Origin of the sequence: Flavobacterium sp. 20NA77.7 (assembly GCF_031326205.1) — a bacterium.
Lineage (GTDB): Bacteria > Bacteroidota > Bacteroidia > Flavobacteriales > Flavobacteriaceae > Flavobacterium > Flavobacterium nakdongensis.
In genome coordinates, this window is the sequence record NZ_CP133721.1 from 2,261,617 (window position 1) to 2,282,788 (window position 21,172).

General features: G+C 35.0%; 12 protein-coding genes. 7 read left to right on the plus strand and 5 right to left on the minus strand.

Annotated features, from left to right (window positions below):
- Positions 1-36: 36 nt before the first annotated feature.
- Positions 37-3,423, plus strand: a complete 3,387-nt coding sequence (locus tag RF683_RS09980; RefSeq protein WP_309532141.1) for a T9SS type A sorting domain-containing protein — start codon at positions 37-39, stop codon at positions 3,421-3,423.
- Positions 3,424-3,645: 222 nt separating this feature from the next.
- Here the strand turns inward: RF683_RS09980 and RF683_RS09985 are convergent, their stop codons facing one another.
- Positions 3,646-4,335 carry a response regulator transcription factor gene (locus RF683_RS09985; RefSeq protein ID WP_309532142.1) on the minus strand — a complete coding sequence of 230 codons (690 nt, stop codon included), beginning with the start codon at positions 4,333-4,335 and terminating at the stop codon, positions 3,646-3,648.
- Positions 4,336-4,344: 9 nt separating this feature from the next.
- Positions 4,345-5,625, minus strand: coding sequence for a sensor histidine kinase (locus RF683_RS09990; RefSeq protein ID WP_309532143.1), 1,281 nt, complete (start codon positions 5,623-5,625; stop codon positions 4,345-4,347).
- Positions 5,626-5,775: 150 nt separating this feature from the next.
- Here RF683_RS09990 and RF683_RS09995 point away from each other — a divergent pair, with 150 nt between their 5' ends.
- The 5 genes from RF683_RS09995 to RF683_RS10015 all read left to right on the plus strand — a co-directional run bounded on the left by RF683_RS09995 (position 5,776) and on the right by RF683_RS10015 (position 10,365).
- On the plus strand, positions 5,776-6,222 hold the full coding sequence (locus tag RF683_RS09995; protein ID WP_309532144.1) for a DUF1573 domain-containing protein: 447 nt from the start codon (positions 5,776-5,778) through the stop codon (positions 6,220-6,222).
- A gap of 62 nt (positions 6,223-6,284) precedes the next feature.
- Positions 6,285-6,758 carry a methylated-DNA--[protein]-cysteine S-methyltransferase gene (locus tag RF683_RS10000; RefSeq protein WP_309532145.1) on the plus strand — a complete coding sequence of 158 codons (474 nt, stop codon included), beginning with the start codon at positions 6,285-6,287 and terminating at the stop codon, positions 6,756-6,758.
- Between the two features lie 37 nt (positions 6,759-6,795).
- Positions 6,796-7,953 carry a serine hydrolase domain-containing protein gene (locus RF683_RS10005; RefSeq protein ID WP_309532146.1) on the plus strand — a complete coding sequence of 386 codons (1,158 nt, stop codon included), beginning with the start codon at positions 6,796-6,798 and terminating at the stop codon, positions 7,951-7,953.
- A gap of 13 nt (positions 7,954-7,966) precedes the next feature.
- Positions 7,967-8,680: a 3'-5' exonuclease gene (locus RF683_RS10010; protein WP_309532147.1), complete on the plus strand. Its 714-nt coding sequence runs from the start codon at positions 7,967-7,969 to the stop codon at positions 8,678-8,680.
- 86 nt (positions 8,681-8,766) lie between these two features.
- The gene (locus tag RF683_RS10015; RefSeq protein WP_309532148.1) at positions 8,767-10,365 is read left to right on the plus strand and encodes a peptide chain release factor 3; all 1,599 of its coding nucleotides are present in this window, start codon (positions 8,767-8,769) and stop codon (positions 10,363-10,365) included.
- 139 nt (positions 10,366-10,504) lie between these two features.
- On the opposite strand, the gene RF683_RS10020 is transcribed toward RF683_RS10015, so the two are convergent.
- The 3 genes from RF683_RS10020 to RF683_RS10030 are packed head-to-tail and all read right to left on the minus strand — an operon-like array spanning position 10,505 to position 19,714.
- Positions 10,505-12,367, minus strand: a complete 1,863-nt coding sequence (locus tag RF683_RS10020) for an OmpA family protein (RefSeq protein ID WP_309532149.1) — start codon at positions 12,365-12,367, stop codon at positions 10,505-10,507.
- A 24-nt stretch (positions 12,368-12,391) separates the two neighbouring features.
- Complete coding sequence (locus tag RF683_RS10025) at positions 12,392-13,312, minus strand: PorP/SprF family type IX secretion system membrane protein (protein ID WP_309532150.1); 921 nt, start codon at positions 13,310-13,312, stop codon at positions 12,392-12,394.
- A 60-nt stretch (positions 13,313-13,372) separates the two neighbouring features.
- Positions 13,373-19,714, minus strand: a complete 6,342-nt coding sequence (locus RF683_RS10030; RefSeq protein WP_309532151.1) for a T9SS type B sorting domain-containing protein — start codon at positions 19,712-19,714, stop codon at positions 13,373-13,375.
- A 156-nt stretch (positions 19,715-19,870) separates the two neighbouring features.
- Between RF683_RS10030 and hflX the strand changes: the two genes are divergently transcribed.
- Positions 19,871-21,094: a GTPase HflX gene (hflX, locus tag RF683_RS10035; protein ID WP_309533171.1), complete on the plus strand. Its 1,224-nt coding sequence runs from the start codon at positions 19,871-19,873 to the stop codon at positions 21,092-21,094.
- The last annotated feature ends 78 nt before the right edge of the window (positions 21,095-21,172 follow it).

Genomic DNA, 21,172 nt, shown 5'->3' on the forward strand with positions numbered 1-21,172 from the left:
TTTTAGTATGTTTGTGTAACCAAAATGTCTACTGCTATGAAAAATATCTACTTAACTTTCTTTTGTTTATTTTCTGTTTTTATTTTTGGACAATTTAATAAAAACGCTCCTTGGAACGTATCAACAGCTGATGTTGTAAAAACAAATTTGTTTGAGCAAGAAGTTACTATTTTTAATAACTATTGGTTAAACAAAGATCGAACTAAAAAAGGAAGCGGCTTTAAACCCTTTAAAAGATGGGAATATCATTGGCAAAATCAGTTAAATGCGGATGGTACAATTATGACGCCTCAACAGCTATGGGAAGCATGGAATACTAAAAAAAATAGATCCACAAATAGAAGTTCAACCATTCAATCTTTACCGCCAAGTAATTGGGAGCCTGTAGGTCCGTTTACACATACCAATACAGGTTCTTGGTCTTCTGGACAAGGAAGAGTAAATGTAGTAGCTGTAGACCCGTCTAATCCTACAACAATATATATAGGTGCACCTGCCGGTGGGATTTGGAAATCAACAAACAGTGGCTCATCTTGGATACCTCTATCGGATGAGTTACCACAAATAGGTGTTTCAGGCATTGCTGTTGATCCTACAAACTCAAATATAATATATATTGCCACGGGGGACCGAGATGCGTCTGACACCTATTCTGTTGGTGTTTTAAAATCAACTAATGGCGGTATTTCTTGGAATACAACAGGTTTAAGCTTTACGGGGACTTCAAATTTTGCTGGCGATCTTATTATTCATCCGACAAACAATCAAATTATTTTATGTGCAACTAGCGCAGGAATTTATAGAACACTAGACGGCGGAACCACATGGACAGTGGAACAAACAGGTGATTTTTCTCAAGGTTCAATACGTTTTAAACCAACAGACCACACAATTGTATATGCTACTTCAAACAATAAATTTTATAAATCCACAAACACGGGAGATACGTTTACAAATATTACCTCTGGTCTTTCTGCTTCAGGCTCAACAGGGCGAATGATATTAGATATAACACCAGCTAACGCAAATTATGTGTATATTTTAAGCATTAATACAAGTAATGCTTTAAATGGTATTTATCAATCTACCAATAGCGGAACTTCATTTAATAAAACCTCTGGAACTACAGATATCTTAGAATCTACACAGGGTTGGTATGATTTAGCTTTAGCCGTTTCGCCTACGAATGCAAATGTTTTATTTACAGGATGTTTAAATATTTGGAAATCCTCAAATGGTGGTAGTACTGCTACAAAAGTAAACAATTGGAGTGCGCCATCTTCGGCTACTTATACACATGCCGATATCCATTTTTTACAATTTTTAAATGGAAAATTATATTGTGGAAGTGACGGAGGGGTGTATGTTAGCGAAGATAATGGTTTGTCTTTTAACGATTTAACGGGCGGTCTGCAAATTAGTCAATTCTATAAAATTTCTGTATCTAAACAATCCTCTGGTAAAATGGTTGGCGGACTTCAAGATAATGGTGGCTATGCATTTAGCAATGCTGGATGGAAAAATTTTTATGGCGCAGACGGTATGGATGCTGCTGTAAGTCAAAGTAATAGTAATCTTTATTATGGATTTATTCAATTTGGAAATCCTATGTACATTTCAAACAACGGGGGCAACAGCATAACAGGTAGTGTGGGTTCGCCTGGAGGTGTAGATGGGAATTGGGTTACACCCATAAAAAGTGACGGACAAGGTGCTATTTATTCTGGTTTTAATGGGTTGTTTAAATTAGTCAATGGAGCTTGGTCACAACAAAACACAAATAGTGTTGGTTCGGGAAATATTGAATTAATTAGTATAGCGCCTTCCAATGATGCTGTTATTTTTGTGGCTAACGACAACGTACTATATAAAAGCACGAACGTGGGTGTTACCTTTACTGCTGTTTATACGGCTTCCTCTTCAATAACAGGAATTACAGTGCACTACTCTAACACAAATATCGTTTACATTACAACTAGCGGTGTCTCAGGAGAAGCCTTAAAATCTACCGACGGTGGTAATACATTCGTTTCAATTGCTCCCGGACTGCCTTCTATCTCTAAAAATTGCATTGTACATCAGGGAAGAAATAGCACAAATCCACTATATGTAGGAACAGCTTTAGGCGTTTACTACATAGACGACACAATGTCAACTTGGCAAGCCTTTGATACTAACTTACCCAATGTTTCTATAACCGATTTAGAAATTAACTTAGAAGACGCCAAAATTGTTGCAGCTACCTATGGACGGGGAATTTGGCAAACAAATATTCCTGTAGAAATTCCTGCTTTAGATTTAAAATTTGTTTCGGTAACTAATCCAACTATAAATATAAACTGTACTGCCTCAGTTGCCCCGCAAATTGTAGTAAAAAATGGAGGCCAAAACACCATTTCATCTGTTGCTATTACTTATTTAGTAGATAACACGCCTAGCTCTTTTAATTGGTCGGGTACAATAGCTTCTGGCGCAAATCAACTTATTGATATTCCTTCCTTTACAACAAATAGAGGGGCTCACACATTATCCTTTACAACGACTACAGCAGGCGATGCTTTTTCAGACAACAATACTGGAGGAACAATTTTTTATGTAAATGATTCAGGAACTGTAGGTGTTACTAATAATTTTACAACTGTTTCGGACGAATTAATAGTAATTACAGAAGGAGGAAACGGATGGACAAGAGGAAACAGAGTTTCGGGCTTACTAACTACGAATGGAAATACGGCATACGTTACAAATATCTCAGGAAATTATGCGGATAATACCAAGTCTTATTTAATTTCTCAGTGCTATAATTTATCTACTATATCTAACCCAACAATTAATTTTAAATTGGCTTTTGATTTAGAACAAGACTGGGATTTGGCATATGTTGAATATAGTACTGATTTTGGAGCAAATTGGGCAGTTTTAGGTACCATGGGAACAGGGTGGTATAATAGCGACAGAACTCCTCAAACCTCAGGAACAGATTGTTATAATTGTGTAGGCGCACAATGGACAGGGACAAATACTACCTTATCAGATTACTCGGCTTCTTTAGCGGCTTTAAATGCTGAAACAAACGTTATTTTTAGAATTGTTTTTCAATCAGATGAAGGCGTAAACCAACTAGGAATAAATATTGATGATTTTGTCGTATCAGGCTCACTTAATACAGAAGGTATGAATTTGAACGCGATTCAAATTGCTCCAAACCCTACAAGTAGTTCATTTAAAATTTTCTTTCGGGATACTATACCTAGCACTATTGAAATTTTTGATGTAACAGGTAAAATTATTTATACAAAAAAGAATCATGTGTTTTCTAATGAAGTAGAAATTGACTTAAACGAAGTTTCTGTGGGTCTATACTTTATTAAAATAACATCCATAGATCAAAAAATTTACACAGAAAGAATAATCAAAAAGTAAACAAAAAATCCCCGTAAATTTTACGGGGATTTTTGTGCTTGTAATGGTTAACCCTTATTACATTAACTATAGAATTGGGTGCAAAAAGGTAAAATTATTTAACATTAAGTATAAATAAAATACTAACTTTTAACTTGCCAAATGTACTAATAAATATAACGCTTACAACTTTTTTTTATTACATAAAGATGTGTAATCGTTTCATTTTAAAAGCATTGCTATTTATTTTTCTTCAACAACCCATTTAAATCCTACTCGGGGAATATTTTCAATAGCTAATGCAGGTTCTTCTTTTATTATTTTTCGTAAACGAGAAATGAACACGTCTAAACTTCTTCCTAAAAAATAATCGTCACTTCCCCATAGTTCCATCAATATTTTTTCTCTTTTCAATACCATATTTGGGTGATCTAAAAAGAGTTTTAACAGTTGTGCTTCTCGCTCTGTTAATGTAATTTTTATATGTTGATTTTTAACTAAATAATTTTCAGGCTCAAATAGAAATGAACCAAAAGAATAATTTTTTATAGATATTTTGTCAGTTGTTTTTTGACTTCGTTGTAAAAAAACTTCAATTTTTAGAATTAATTCCTCTATAGAATACGGTTTAATCAAATAATCATCTGCACCTAATTTTAATCCTTTTATACGGTCTTCTTTTAATGTTTTTGCGGATAAAAAAATTATTGGAATTTCTTGATTCTTTTTCCTAATGTTTTCAGCTATTTGAAAACCATCCATGTCGGGTAGCATAATATCCAATATGACTAAATCAAAAGCTTGAGTACAAAACGTTTCAAACCCTTTTTTACCATTGTTACAGTGCACTACCTCATAATGATGTTCTAAATTATCTGTCGTTAAAAACGCCAGCGTTTCGTCGTCTTCAACATATAAAATTTTTTTCCCCATATTATTATTTTATTTGTTGTTCATTAATTTATATTCATGAATGATTATTGTAACCGTAATTCCTTCTTTCTGATTATTGTGAATACTAATTTGCCAATGATGCATCTCACAAATTTTCTTTACATAAGCTAAGCCAATTCCGAAACCTTCTATTTCTTTACTGTCTTCACGAGCAACGCGATAAAATTTATCAAAAACAAAAGGCAATTCTCTTTCTGGAATACCCATCCCATTATCAATAATTTTTAAGGTTAATTTGCTGTTTTCTTCAGAGACCAAAAGTTGAATATTCGGTCTTTCTCCTGAATATTTAACCGCATTATCTACCAAATTATAAATTACGTTATAAAAATGAAAAGCATCGGCTTGAATTTGATATTCATTTTGTGAAACAATAGAAATCGTAAGCTCTTTTTCAAACTTTAACAATACATTTTCCTTCACAAGCTCTATTATAGGAAGTAATTTTAAAGGGGTTTTTTCAATGGTCATTTGCTTACTCTCTGTTTTAGCAACATACAAAATGCGTTCTATATGTTGATTTAACTTCTGCGATTGCTCAATAATAATTTGGTTATACCTTGCTAATTTCGAATTAGTCTTTATTTCGGGTTGGTCTTTACAATAGGTAGAAGCAATTAATATAGAAGACAAGGGTGTTTTAAACTCATGCGTCATATTGTTGATAAAATCTTTCTGTAAATCTGTATATTTTTTTTGCTTTAACATTAATAAAATGGAATATACATAAATGATTAAAACAAATAATAAAACACCTGTAAACACCCAATATTGTTCCAAATTTTTAAAATGGCTTTGTTTCATTTCTGGAAAATGTATCGCAAAATAATAGGTGTAATCCTGATGTTTTACAAAACAATTTTTACATTTTAAGGGTTCTTTTTCTCCTTTACTTGAAATATAACTGCCATAAACCATTTGGTTAGACGAGCAATTGTAAACCGCATATTCAAAAGCTAAATCTAATTTTATTTTTTGAAACTCCTCTTTTAGATAATGCTCTAATATCGTATTTTCAAATTCATCATTAACATTTACAATATAATACTCTTCTGATTGTTTAATTACTTGATTTGAAACCGTTAATCCTGAATGATTATCTCTATATACCTTGTCTAAAACATCTTGAAGAGCAAAAAAGATTTTATCTTCGGTTTCCTTTTTTTCAAGTTTATACGCGTTGTCAATTAACAAAAGTTGCATAATAATGACACCTACTATCGCTAATAGACCAATGATAATGACGCTATTTAATCTTGAAAATTTCATGTTCTCTATATTTTTTTAACGATATTACTACAAAAAAGTAAGCAAAATTAGACATTAACAACTCATTAACAGCAATAATATAAGTGATTAACAACAATTTGTAAAATAATAAATATATTTGCTCCATACAAAATTAAAAATTATTCAACTATGAAAACAGTAAAATTACTAGCATTTGCATTATTCGTTTCTACTGCGTCTTTTGCTCAAACACAACAAGATGCAAAAACGGCCGTGGCTACTCCACAAGTTCAATCCCAATTAAAATGGGAAACAGAAACACATGATTTTGGTACAATTGAAAAAGGTAAACCAGTTACTTATGAGTTTACGTTTACTAACACTACAAAAAAAGATGTTCTTTTGACTTCTGTAAGAGCTTCTTGTGGATGTACCGCTACAAATTATACAAAAACAGCTATTAAACCAGGTGAAAAAGGTATCGTTTCTGCAGAGTACAACGCAGCTGCTCCTGGTGCTTTTCACAAAACAGTTACAGTTACTACTAGTGAAGAAAATGTAGCACCAAAAGTAATCACTATTAAAGGTACTGTAAAAGCAGACGAAGTTCCTGCTCCAGCGCCGCAAGCTAAATAATTCAGTTGTTTTTTACTATATTTATCCCGATAAGTTTTATAACAACTTGTCGGGATTTTTTTATGGAAAAAGCATTACTACAAACTCCTCTTGGCAATCTTCTTATTGAAGGCGATGAAAACGGTTTAACATCGCTATCTATTATCTCAGATGAAATAAAAATAACTCATACGAGTCAAAAAACATTGGAAGATGCTATAATACAACTTCAAGAATATTTTGAAGGAAAACGGAAACAATTTACAATTCGTCTCAATCCTCAAGGGACAAATTTCCAAAAAAAAGTATGGCAGAAACTTCTTGAAATTCCATTTGGAACCACAATAAGCTATCAGCAATTATCAAACCAATTAGGCGATTCAAAAGCGATAAGAGCAGTCGCAAATGCTAATAGTAAAAACCCCTTATGGATTATCATTCCTTGCCATCGAGTTATTGGTTCTGATGGGTCACTAACTGGTTATGCGGGTGGGTTGTGGCGAAAAAAATGGTTGTTAGAACATGAAAATCCATCTTTGCAACAACGATTGTTTTAAAAAGTTTCTTACATTCGTAAAACAAAACAACTAAAGAATGAAACGGCTCAAAAAATTCTTCAAATGGTTCGCTATTGCATTAAGTAGCATCGTTTTATTACTCTATATTTTTAATGTAGATTATCTTTTAAGAGCAGTGCAAACAATTTACTTAAAAGGTTATGTTACAGCATTTCTAGAAGATTACAAAGAGTTCCCTAATAGAACAATAAGAAAGGGAACGGCACAGCCTTGGCCTATTGCTAAAGATTACAACTCTATTACTGAAACAACTACATTATACAAAACGCATCAAGAATTAAAAACAGTTGCTTTTGTGATTATTAAAAATGATAGTGTTTGGCATGAAAGTTATTTTGATGGTTTCGACAAAAATTCTAAAACCAACTCTTTTTCTATGGCTAAAAGCATGGTTTGCGCTGCGTTAGGGAAAGCGATTATGGAACATAAAATAAAAAATCTAAATCAAAAAGTGATTGATTTTTTTCCAAATTTAAAAGGAAAATACGCTAAAGAAGTAACTGTGGGTGATTTAGCCTCAATGTCTTCTGGATTAAATTGGGACGAAAAATATTATAGTCCGTTTTCAATTGTTACGAGAGCCTATTTTGATGATGATTTAAAAAAAATTATTTTAGGCCTTGAAATAAATGAAAAACCGGGGCAAAAATTTAAATACCTAAGTGGTGCTACCCAATTATTAGCCATGTGTATAGAAAAAGCAACAGGCGTTTTTCTTTCAGATTATATTGCTAAAAATTTTTGGCAACCCATGGGTGCCGAACATGATGCTTTATGGCAACTAGACGACCCAGACGGCATTGAAAAGGCTTATTGTTGTGTGGCAAGTAACGCAAGAGATTTTGCTCGTTTTGGAAAATTGTTCAAACAAAATGGAAAATGGAACGGCAAACAACTACTAGACGAAGCTTTTATAAAAAAGTCTATTACTCCCCGATTTAAAGACGCGCCAGAATACGGCTATGGTTGGTGGTTACATGAAATTAATGGAAAAAAATTATACTATATGCGTGGTCATTTAGGGCAATTTGTAATTGTTATTCCCGAAGACGATTTAATCATTGTAAGACTCGGGCATTTAAAAGGAAAGCAAACTAAAACAGACCCACATAGTAACGACCTTTACACCTATGTAAACGAAACCTATGCCATGCTAGCAAAAAGAAAAAACTAAAACTCCCAAAACTATGATCACCTCAATTAACCTAGAAAACATTCTGTTTTTAGACATCGAAACAGTACCCGAAAATGCTTCATTCCAAAATCTTGATGAAGATTTTAAAACACTATTTAGTCAGAAAACACAGTACCAGCGCAAAGACGAGATTGCTGCCGAAGAATTTTACGAACGTGCTGGAATTTGGGCCGAATTTGGGAAAATTATTTGTATATCTGTGGGTTATTTTACCCATAAAATGGGGGACCGACAATTTAGGGTAACTACTTTTCATGGAGAAGAAAAGAAACTTTTACAAGACTTTGCTAATCTGTTAAGCACACATTTTAACGGGCCTAACCACGTGCTATGTGGCCATAATGCTAAAGAGTTTGATTTTCCTTTTATTGCAAGAAGAATGATAATTAACCAAATAAAAATTCCTAATAAATTGAATTTAATGGGCAAAAAACCTTGGGAGGTGCCTCATTTAGACACCTTAGAAATGTGGAAATTTGGAGACTACAAACATTATACTTCTTTAAAATTATTAACAAAAGTATTAGGCGTACCTTCTCCAAAAGATGATATTGATGGTAGCGAAGTTGCTAAAGTATATTATGAAGAGAATAATATTGACCGTATAATTACCTATTGTGAAAAAGATGTTGTTGCGGTAGCACAAATTATTTTGAAACTTAGAATGGAACCGTTGCTAAACGAAGAGGATATTTTAAGCGTTTAACGCCTTTAGGTTGGGTGTTTTTTACTTTCCTGTTGGGTATTTTCGGCATATAAATTTTTCTGCCTACTTTTGCAAAAATTTTTAAGATGAGTTTCGAAAAAGAAATTGCCCGTAGAAGAACGTTTGGAATCATTTCACATCCCGATGCTGGTAAAACAACCTTAACAGAAAAACTATTACTTTTTGGTGGCGCCATTCAAGAAGCAGGTGCTGTAAAAAGCAATAAAATAAAAAAAGGAGCCACTTCTGATTTCATGGAAATTGAGCGTCAAAGAGGTATCTCTGTGGCTACATCTGTATTGGCTTTCAATTATAAAGACAAAAAAATAAATATCCTAGATACCCCTGGGCACAAAGATTTTGCCGAAGACACATTTAGAACACTTACTGCTGTTGACAGTGTAATTGTTGTAGTAGACGTGGCAAAAGGTGTGGAAGAACAAACCGAAAAATTAGTAGAAGTGTGTCGCATGCGTAACATTCCTATGATTGTGTTTATAAACAAATTGGATCGCGAAGGAAAAGATGCGTTTGACCTCATGGACGAAGTGGAAAAAAAACTTGGATTGCATGTTACACCTTTGAGTTTCCCTATTGGTATGGGGTATGATTTTCAAGGTATTTATAATATTTGGGAAAAGAATATCAACCTTTTCGAAGGTGATAGTCGTAAAAATATTGAAGAGACCATTGCTTTTTCAGACATCAATAACCCAGAATTAGAAAAAATTATTGGCGAAAATCCTGCTACTAAACTTAGAGAAGAATTAGAATTAATCGAAGAAGTGTATCCTGCTTTTGATCGTGAGGTCTATTTAAATGGGAAATTACAACCTGTATTTTTTGGATCGGCTTTGAATAATTTTGGTGTTCGCGAATTATTAGATTGTTTTGTAGATATAGCACCAACTCCAAGGCCTAAAGAATCAGACACGCGATTAGTAGCCCCAGATGAAGCTAAATTTAGTGGATTTGTTTTTAAAATTCATGCAAACATGGACCCAAAACACCGTGATCGTTTAGCGTTCATAAAAATCGTTTCTGGGACGTTTGAACGTAACAAACCTTACTTGCACGTGCGTCATGGAAAAAACTTAAAATTTTCAAGCCCTAATGCGTTTTTTGCAGAGAAAAAAGAGATTGTGGATATTTCTTATCCGGGAGATATTGTTGGTCTACATGACACGGGTAATTTTAAAATTGGTGATACTTTAACAGAAGGTGAAATCATGAATTTTAAAGGTATTCCGAGTTTCTCACCCGAACATTTTAGATACATCAATAATGCAGACCCACTAAAAGCTAAACAACTGGAAAAAGGTGTAGACCAACTTATGGACGAAGGAGTTGCGCAGCTATTTACGTTAGAAATGAACAGCAGAAAAGTGATTGGAACTGTAGGGGCCTTACAATATGAAGTCATTCAATACCGTCTGGAACACGAATATGGCGCTAAATGCACCTATGAAAACTTCCCAGCTTATAAAGCGTGTTGGGTATTACCAGACAATCCAAAAAATGAAGAATTTGCCGAATTTAAACGTGTAAAACAAAAATTTTTAGGACACGACAAACACGGCCAATTAGTCTTTTTAGCTGATAGTGAGTTTTCTATACAAATGACACAACAAAAATACCCGAGTGTAAAATTATTTTTCACATCTGATTATCATAAAAAAGAATAAGAAGCACGCCTATATTTTTTCAAAAAGCATAGGGTCCCCCCGTGTTTCGTTATATAAAAAAGGTTGTCTTAATTAAGACAACCTTTTTTGATGCCACTTCACCCGCGGCTATACTTGACGTATTGTGTTTAGTCTACTGCTATTTCTTAACAATTAAAAACTCACTACGTCTGTTTTGTGCATGCTCTTCTTCGGTACATTCTGTGCAAGATACTTTTGGTTCTGTTTCTCCCATGCCTTTACCTGAAATTCTATCTTTAGCAATGCCTTTTGAGATAATATATTGAACCGTAGCCTTAGCTCTTCTGTCTGATAAACGTAAGTTGTAGTTGTCTCCTCCTCTAGCATCTGTGTGCGATTTTGCATAGATAACCATCGTAGGATGCTCATTCATCACTTTTACTAACTTGTCTAACTCCTCAGCACCTTGTGCCGTAATGTTTGACTTGTCATACTCAAAGTAAATTGGTTGCAAGATAACTTCTGTTTCGGTGATAATTGGTTTTATAGGCGTTAAAGGAATTTCAACAACTACTACACCACCTTCACTCTTTTCTACTGCTTTAGAATTACTCTCATAACCACTTCTACTTGCTTGTGCGCCATAGGTTTGTTCACAAGCCACACCAAAGCTAGTTTGACCTTCTTCATTGGTTGTTTGTGTGCCTATTGCTTTTGATTTAGCATCTACTAATGTAACTTGAGCATCTGCTAGTAATTTGTTTGTTTCTGCATCTTTAACAACAATCTTTGCTTGTACCCCACAAATTGGGTCTGCTTGATAAATGTCGTCATTGCCTTCTCTATTACTTGAAAAATAACCTACTTTTTTAGCTTTATTAAATGTAAAGGCAAAGTCGTCTTTTTCTGTGTTTACAGGTGCGCCTACATTGCTCGGTTTTTCGTTAGTTTTTGTATTATATACATATACATCATACCCACCAAATCCTTCTGTGTGATTTGAAGCATAAAACAACATGTTGTCGTCTGTAATGTAGGGGAAACTTTCGTTATCAGAAGTATTAATAGCTTTTACATTTTCTGGAGTGCCATAGCTGTCACCATCAATACTTACTTTCCAAATGTCTTCTCCACCCATACCACCTGGCATATCCGAAGAAAAATACAAGGTTTTACCGTCTTTACTAATACTTGGATTCCTTGCAGAGTAGTCTTTGTTGTTAAAAGGCAATACTTGTGCATTTTGCCATTTGTCGCCTACTTTGGTGGCTTTGTATAAATAAATTTGGCTGTATTTTAAGTGCTTTGATTTGTCTTTTTGGTATTCGCTTTGGTTAAAACTCTCACTTCCATAATAAATCGTTGAACCATCTGCAGATACTGCTGCCGGCCCATCGTGCCATCTCGTGTTTAGTTCTGCTACCTCTGTAGCTTGGCTTATGCTCCCATCTTGATTGCGTGTGGCTTTGTAAATATCTAGATACGGCTGATCGTTCATCCCGTTTGTTTTTCTAGATGTATTACGCGCACTTGCAAAATACAATTCGTTGTTAGCTGTCAATACTGCCCCAAAATCAGCTTTATCGCTACTTATATCTGAGCGCTTTACTTCATACTTCTTTACCTGTGCCTTTAATTGTGCTACAGCATTCGGATTGTTCTTAAATGCTTTTGCTCTGGCGTCATTTGGAAGCATTTTTGCAAATTGCTCCATTTGTTTATTGCTTTGGGTTAAGTTACCATTGGCTTTAAGCATTTGAGCATATCTATAATGTGTTTCGGCATCTTGTGGTGTTTCTATAGCTTTAGCATACCACATTTCTGCTTCTTTTGTGTTAAACACATTGTAATAACTGTCTGCTAACTGCTTGTAAACATAACCGTCTGCTTTGCCTTTCTCTACTAATTTTGAGTACGCTGAAGCAGCATCTACAAACTCTAATCTATCATAAAGTTTATCGGCTTCTTTGGTGTCTTTATTCTGTGCTAGTGCTGCTGTACTTACTAATAGGGCACTGGCTAATATATATATATTTCTCATGTGTAGTCTCTTTGATTAGATAGATTAAAAATAACGCGGTGAACGAGATACTTTTTTATTAAAGTTAACATCAAACAATAAGATAATCTCATGCGAAGCAGGAGTAGTTACTTTCAAATCTGAAGTAATATGATCATACGCATAACCTACTTTTAAATTCGGAGCTACTTGATAATTTACCATCGCACCAAAACTGTCTTGTAAACGATACGTAGCACCCAACTCTAATTTGTTTTGAATTAAAAAATTCGTAGATAAATCTAAAGATGTTGGTGTATTAAACGCAGATTTTAACATAAAGAATGGCTTAAATTTTAAATTCTCATTAATATCAAACACATAACCTCCCGTTACAAAATAATGGTTTACTTCACTTCCAAAACTTCTACCTATTATATCTAAATGTTTTGACTTCATCATATTAGGAACTGAAACAGCAAAATAATACTTATTGGTATAATAAAATAAACCTGCACCTAAATTAAAATAACTTTTGCTAGTGTTTTGAGAAAAAGCAATATCATTAGCATCAGGTACAAAATTATATACCTCAGACAAAAGACCAACATTATGCAATGTTAATCCCGCCTTTAAACCAAAAGCTAATTTATGTTCGCCTCCTAATTGTAAGGTATACGAAAAATCACCATACATGTTGTTCTCTTCAACAGGGCCTAACTTATCATTAATTACAGATAAACCTAACCCTACATTCTTTCCTGCTGGCATGTGACCGAAAAAAGTAGCAGTAGAAGGGGCGCCCTCTATATCAACCCATTGTTTTCTATATAATAATCCCATCGATAAATTCTCCTTACTACCTGCATAAGCTGGATTCATCACGCTCATATTGTACATGTACTGCGTATAATGCGGATCTTGTTGCGCCATTAAATCAGGAACAAAACCCAAAGTAACCAACGCTAATAAATAAATTCTCTTCATAATGTTTGTCGTGTTTTAAAACTACACTACTATTTAAAATAGTAGTGTAGAACTCTTTTTTTAATTCTCCTTATTAATGTAAATCCAACCCGTCTTAAGCTCCCCACCTAACAACTTAATAGCATAATAATAAGTCCCATCAGGTAAAACAGAACCACTATCCGATTGACCAAACCAATCATTGTGGTAATTAACCTTACTGTAAACCTTACCTCCATACCTGTTGAATATTTCAACCTTCTCAGCCGTTAACTCTAAATAATCATTCAACCCATCTCCATTAGGACTTATACCTCGCTGGATTTGGCATTGATGCACACTAACTGTTAAACTAGTCGGTAAGTAACATCCCGTACCATTCGGTGTAAAGTTATACACCGTAGTTCCTGCTGATGCAGTATCTACTGTTGAAGGAGACCAAACTCCTGTTACTCCATTAGTTGAAGTTGACGAAAGCACAATCGGCACTGCGCCTACGCAAAGATCAGCAATTGGAGTAAATACAGGCTGCACAAATGGATTTACTGTTATAGTCATCGTTGTACTAGTTGCACATTGACCTGCGGTTGGTGTAAAGGTGTAAGTTGTTGTTGCTGTATTATTTGGTGCTGGTGACCAAGTTCCCGTGATACTGTTTGTAGATGTTGTTGGTAACGCAGACAATACGTCTCCCGAACAAATTGCACTTACCGGAGTAAATGTAGGAGTGATATTTGGGTTAACCGTTATAGTCATAGTAGTTGTAATCGCACACTGGCCAGTATTAGGTGTAAATGTATATGTTGTTGTAGCGGTATTATTTAATGCTGGAGACCAAGAACCAACAATATTATTTGTTGAAGTTGTTGGTAAAGCCGTTAAAGTTGCTCCCGAACAAATCGCCGCTACTTGGTTAAATGTTGGTGTAATGATTGAACTGATAACAATCGGTGCAGTTGAAGAACCAGAATTTATACAGTTTGTTAAATCACCTGGGTAATTATAAGTGACTGTATATGAACCTACTGTGCTATTTACTAAATTGATTACCCCTGTAGTAGAATTAATATCTAATCCTGTTGGTGTAGCACTAAATGTTCCTCCTGAAGTAAATCCTGTAGCTAAAGCCGGTGAAGGATTAGTCGTATTAGAATTACACACTGGTGTAGTATAAGTAAATGATGTTACTGGGTTTGTGTAAGGAACCGCGTCGATGGTAAAATTAGACGGTGAAGAGTAACAATCATTTATTAAATCATGCACAATTAATGTGTGTGAGCCAGGTGTTAAACCGCTAAATGTTGTCCCTGATTGGAACGTACCGCTGTCTACTGCATATTGATAGTTTGATACATATAATGAATATTGTCCAATATTAGAATAATTTTCAGGGTCTAATGTACTCCATTGTGCTGGCGTCCAAGTAGTAGTTGGAAGAGGTGTTGAAGAAGCTAATCTTCTATACGTATAACCAGGTTGGTTGTTTGGTGTAAACACGGTTCCGTTTGTTGGTCCCCACATGTCTACTTCAACATCAGTAACTGTAGTTAAACGAATATTATCATTTGTATCTACACCAGAATTTGGAATTAGTAAATTATGAGAAACTCCAGGAATACTTGGATCATTACTAATCTTAATAACAAATGTACTATTATTTGCAATCGTTCCCGATAACGTTTGTTGCCACGTAGCGGTTGCATTTCCATTATTGTACATTTTTAATTTATAGTTTGCTAAATTTTTTGCACTTCCTGTGCCGTTGTACAACTCTACATATGATAATGCTCCTGTATTAGCGTCAGTCACTTCTGAAATAAATAAATCCGAAGGAGTTACTGCTGACTGAGTAATCGGTGATGTTACTTGCATATTACCTGTTTGTGTTGAGCAGGTTGGTTGAGCAGTAACAGATGCGGTTGGCGTTGGAATAGATATGATATTTACCTTAAACGATACTTGATTAGAACAATCACCGTTTGTTGCATATACATAAACTACTTGAGTTGTTGTAATTACATCTCCTGCATTTAATTGTGTTCCTGTTGCATTTGAACCTGTATAATAAACACCTGTTGTTAAAGCAGGTAATGTATAACTATTACATCCATTCACGTCTACTTTAATAGGTAATTGTGGAGCTGTTTTTATTTCAACTGAAGTGTTTGTTGTGTATGCCGCACATCCTCCTTGAGCAGGAACAGACATAGTAATTGTATAAGTTCCAGGTGTAGCTAAAGATGGTGTTATTGCTCCAGAAATAGGGTCTAACGCATACTGCAAACCAAGTGGTGTTGACGAATATGTGGTATTTGGACCTGCCGTTCCTGTAATAACAACAGGATATGCTACAGAATCAGAATTACAATAAGACGCACTTGAATAAGCAATTGAAGCATTAGGGTTTGGTGTTACAATTACTGTTCTAGTACAAATAATTGGATTATTCGTTGCTGGAGGAAGTAATGTTGGAATTAAAGTGCTTGTTACTGTATACGTTCCAGGTGTACTGGTTGCAAAATTAATTTCCCCTGTAACAGAATTTATAGATAATCCAGCTGGCGATGCAGAATAAGTACCTGCTGTTGCTCCGGCAACCAAAACGGGCGTTTGATTAACGCTATTACTACAATAAGTAACGGCTGAATAATTAAATGTGTTATATGGATAACAAAAAGACTGTGCTGTATTATTAGCATTTGGTGTAATAGTTACTGATCCTGCTTGATTAGCAAAGTTAGTAACCATTAATATATATACCTGACCCTGCGTAACTGTTATGGTAAAGTTTTCTGTGGCAGCAGCAGAATAACTACAGCTTAAAGGGCTTCCATTAGGAATCAACACACAACCTGCATCTCTGCTTGGGAAAGGGCCCCATAATGCATAATCCACATCAATAGGTGTTCCACCAGTAGTAACCTGGTTAATTGTATAACTTAATGAACCGCTCTGAGCTGCTTCTAAAAAGAAAAAGCTAGCGTTTGGTGAAGAACCTAAACATCCATATGGACCTAAATTTATTACACCAGTAGCATTTGGATAAGTTCTAGGCTGATTACATAAAGAAACTGCCTCAGGACAAGGAACGGCTCCTATACATAACTTAAAAGAAATAGCTGTATTTGTTGAGGCAGTAGTATAAACTCTAACATAATACGTCTGCCCAATTACTAAGCTATTAGCTACGTAACTTGTTGATCCACATTGTATTTGTGTAAGTGAATTACATGTTCCTGAATATAAGGCAAAATTAACCGTTGTGCTTGCTGGTAATATATTTGACAAACTAAATGTGTGTGTTGGCTTTGTGGCAACAAAAGAATACCAAACATCATTTGCTGTAGCAGAACAAGTCAATGTTGGTGTTGCAGTTGGTGTTGCTCCAGTTAATACCCCGTTATTTAATAAGGTACAATTTAAATCATCATTAAGAATAGCTACTGTTGCATTTGTACATAAATCATTAAGCGGTGTTGTAGTGAAATTTACACCATCTGTCCAAAAACTTTTATCTGTTGAAGAACAAAGAGATCTAACATAAAAAGTATATGTTGAAGATGGGTTCAATCCGGTTACTAAAAATGGACTAGTAGCGCTAATTCCGGTGAAATTGAATGATGGTACATTCGATCCTACTGGAAATACTAAAATTTGCCATTGTGTTGCACTACCTGACTCTGTCCATGAAACAGAAGCTGTTGTAGCCGTAATATTTGATACTGTTACTGCTGTAGGTTTAAAACAAGTGATTGGAGGTGTACAATAAATTGTTGCATCCCAACCAGTACTTGTTCCAGTTGTATTAGAAGTAAATGAGAAAGTTAAACATCCTGATGGTGACGTAGAAGTAAAACTTGGTGGTAAATTAGCTCCTGTATATGTTCCTACTATTGGTGATGTAGGTAAATCTCCATTTCTAATAATTAAATTATCTCCTGCCGCAACGTTGAAAGAGTTAAACACCACAGTTACTACGTCTCCAATATTTCCAGGACATGCCGTTACAAAATAATTCTCACTATTTTGATAACCTCCTGTGGTACCTCCCGTATCGGTAAAATGATCTCCAGAACAGAAATTAGGAGTAGTACAAATTGTTAATGGCAACGACCAATAACTTTTATCCGTGGTAGAACAAATAGCTCTCACATAAACATCATAACATGTTACAGAATTTAAACCTGTAATTAAATATGGACTTGGAGAATTAACTACCGTTCCGGTAGCTGTTGCTGTTGGAGTCGCTGAACCTTGTGGTAAAACTAATACTTCCCATTGGGTTTCTGTTCCTCCATTTACCCAACTTACCTGCGCTTGATTATAACTAACATTGGCAGAAGCTAAATTTTTTGGTTTAGGACAAGTAACTATTTTTAGTTCAATATTATCTATGGCTCCTGGAGGTTGAGTTCCTAAAGTAGCATTGTTTCTCCACTCAAAAACTAATCTCATTGTATTTCCTGCAAAAGGAATTACATTTAAATCATTTATAAGTACTGTATTCCAAGTAGAAAAAGATAATAAATCATTACCTGCTTTAATATTTGATGCACTTGCAGCTAAACCAGTTCCTGCAGTAGGAGTTGTTGTACCAGGAATAGCCCAAACTCTAATTAAATCATTTGCTGCCTCTCCAAAAGCTCTCCAGTCAAATTTTAATTCTGCTTGAGTGGCTCCTGCAGGGATAACAAAATCTTTATAAGCATGAACAATAGAGGTGTTAGTTAATGCATAGGCATTATTTACACCATTGTCGTTAGTAATATACATAGCATGGGTTCCTCCGTTATTCACGGCTGTTCCTATCGCCCACTTATTTACTTGGTTACCTGTACCACTACCGTTACTTAATGTCCAGCCAGTAATTGTTTCAAAACCATCTGTAAAAGGTAAACTTACTGCAACTTGTGGAAGGGTAAATGTAAATGGACCAGACCAAATACTAAAATTACCATCATTACAATTTGCTCTTACATAGTATTGATAAACAACACCTGAAACCCCGTTATATACATATCCTGTATTGGTGTTTACGGTTGTGCCAGCGCCTGTTGGTAATCCATAAGGCGCAGGAGCCACAGAAACTTCCCATGAAGTCGCTCCAGAAGGGTTTCCCCATGACAATGTTGCCGATGTTGAAGTTATTGCGGTTGCTGTTAAAGCACTTGGTTGTGTACAGAAAACTTGTTGAATATCTAAAGTATAACCAAATGTTTGAGTTGCAGCAGTAGAGGAAATAATAATATAATAGGTTGTACCTGCGGTTACAGGAAATGGATTAATTACTCTAACATTAGTTGTTGCATTTGCGATACCTGTTAAACATGTTGCTCCAGCAGTTCCAGGACATGCATTATATATATGCAAACTTGAATTAGTCCCTGTTGGTGTTAAAGAAACAGATATGTTTCCAGACACGGTTGGAGTATACGTATAAAAGACGTCGTTTCCTGCCATATAATTCGTAGCAGAACCCGAACAAGCTAAAGGTTGAGCAATATCGTTCGTGTCTCCAAAATTTGATGTGTTACTCGTTGTGCTATATGGCAAAGTACCAACAACTATTGGTGCAGCACAAGCTTGACCAGGTATTGTAGTCGTAAAATTAGTTGATGTTGCTGACCAGTCACTTGGGAATCCCGAAGGACAAATAGCCCTAACTTGGAACTTGTAAGCTGTTCCTTGCGTTAAACCTGTCACAACAAAAGGATTAGAGTTGGCTGTATAATTTGGAACCCCTGTAAAATTTGAAGCTAATGGAACTACTTCTATTTGCCATTGCGTTGCACCTGCCGGACCCGTCCAGCCAAGAGATGCAAATGTAGTGCCTACTGTAGCAATAGGCGCTGTAGGCGCTGTAGGCGCATTACACGATTGTACAACGTTTACATTATCTATCAACCAACGATCTCCATTTTCATTTGTTCTAACAAATGCAATATAAATACTTTGCCCAGCAAATGCCGTTAAAGAAATTACTTTTTCTTCGTAAACATTATAAACTGCGTTAAGTGTATTTTCATCCCAAGTAGCAGTAGGAATTGTTGTAAACGCGGTCGTCCCTGTTTGAGTTGTAGTAGAAACTCTAACAGAAAAAGTACTTCCGTCATTTCCCGCTAAACCTGTTCTTGTATAAAACCTTAACTGACCATTGGCAGGAACAGTTACTTGAGAAGTTACTAAATATTCTTCTGCTGTAGTTGCTGATGTACCAGTAACTTTATTTAAAAACGCAGATGTTCCAGTTGCGCCATATGTTAAAGCGGCGCTAGTTGTTGTTCCCCAACTTGCTGTTCCCACACCATTATCGAATGAGGTCCATCCTGTTGGAGGAAACGTACCTGATTCGAAATTTTGTGTTAGCTGTCCAAAACTAAAACAAGAAATAACAAGAAACAAAATTGAAAGTAATTTTTTCATTATAGTATTTGTTGGTTATATTTATATTCTAACAAATATATTAAGATTATTTGAAGAACAGAAAAAAAAAGACAAAATACTTTTTTTATCGACGAAAAGTAATTTGATTCCTGTTTAGTTTAGTTTAAATGATTATTTTTGTTCCTATTTATTGATATGCTGGAAATCGAAAAACATAATTTTGAAAAAACCGTCATCGTTGGTATTGTTACACAAAACCAAAGTGAGGATAAACTTATTGAATATTTAGACGAATTAGAGTTTCTTACCTATACTGCTGGAGGTGAAGTTGTTAAGCGTTTTACGCAAAAAATGGACAAGCCCAACCCAAAAACATTTGTAGGAACAGGTAAGCTAGAGGATATTAAATATTACATCAAAGACAACGATATTAAAACCGTAATTTTTGACGACGAATTAAGTCCTTCTCAACAAAAAAACATCACTCGTGAACTAGACTGTAAAGTACTGGATCGAACCAATCTTATCTTAGATATTTTTGCGCAGCGTGCCGAAACTTCTTATGCACGAACACAAGTAGAACTAGCTCAATGCCAATATTTATTGCCTCGTTTGACCGGAATGTGGACGCACTTGGAGCGTCAAAAAGGAGGTATTGGAATGCGAGGTCCTGGTGAAACTGAAATTGAAACCGACCGTCGTATTGTGCGTGATAGAATTTCATTGCTGAAAGACAAAATCAAAGTAATCGACAAACAAATGGCAACGCAACGTAGCAATCGTGGAGCTATGGTGCGTGTGGCTTTAGTTGGCTACACCAATGTAGGCAAATCAACCTTAATGAATGCCGTGGGAAAAAGCGATGTATTTGTAGAAAATAAATTATTTGCCACGCTTGACACAACCGTTAGAAAAACCGTAATTAAGAATTTACCGTTTCTTTTAAGCGACACGGTGGGATTTATTAGAAAACTTCCAACACAATTAGTTGAGTCGTTTAAAAGCACCTTAGATGAAGTGAGAGAGGCCGATTTATTACTTCATGTAGTAGATATTTCACATCCCGATTTTGAAGATCATATTGCTTCGGTGAATCAAATTTTGCAAGACATTAAAAGTGCCGATAAACCTACGATTATGGTGTTCAATAAAATTGATGCGTTTCAATCGGTTTATTTTGATGCAAACGATTTAAGTGTGGAGAAAACGACCAAACATTATACCTTGGAAGAGTGGAAAAACACTTGGATGAGTAAATTAGGCGAAAGCAAAACCTTGTTTATTTCGGCTACTGAAAAAGCCAACTTTGAAGAATTTAGAGAAAAAGTGTATGAAGCAGTGCGTGAAATTCACATTACACGTTTTCCATACAATAAATTCTTATATCCCGATTATAAAGACGCCGTTGAGAATGAGTAAAATAATCACTTGTTTTAAAAAAGATTTTTATATTTACAATTGGTTATAATCATATTTATATAAAATGTGGGGTTGTAC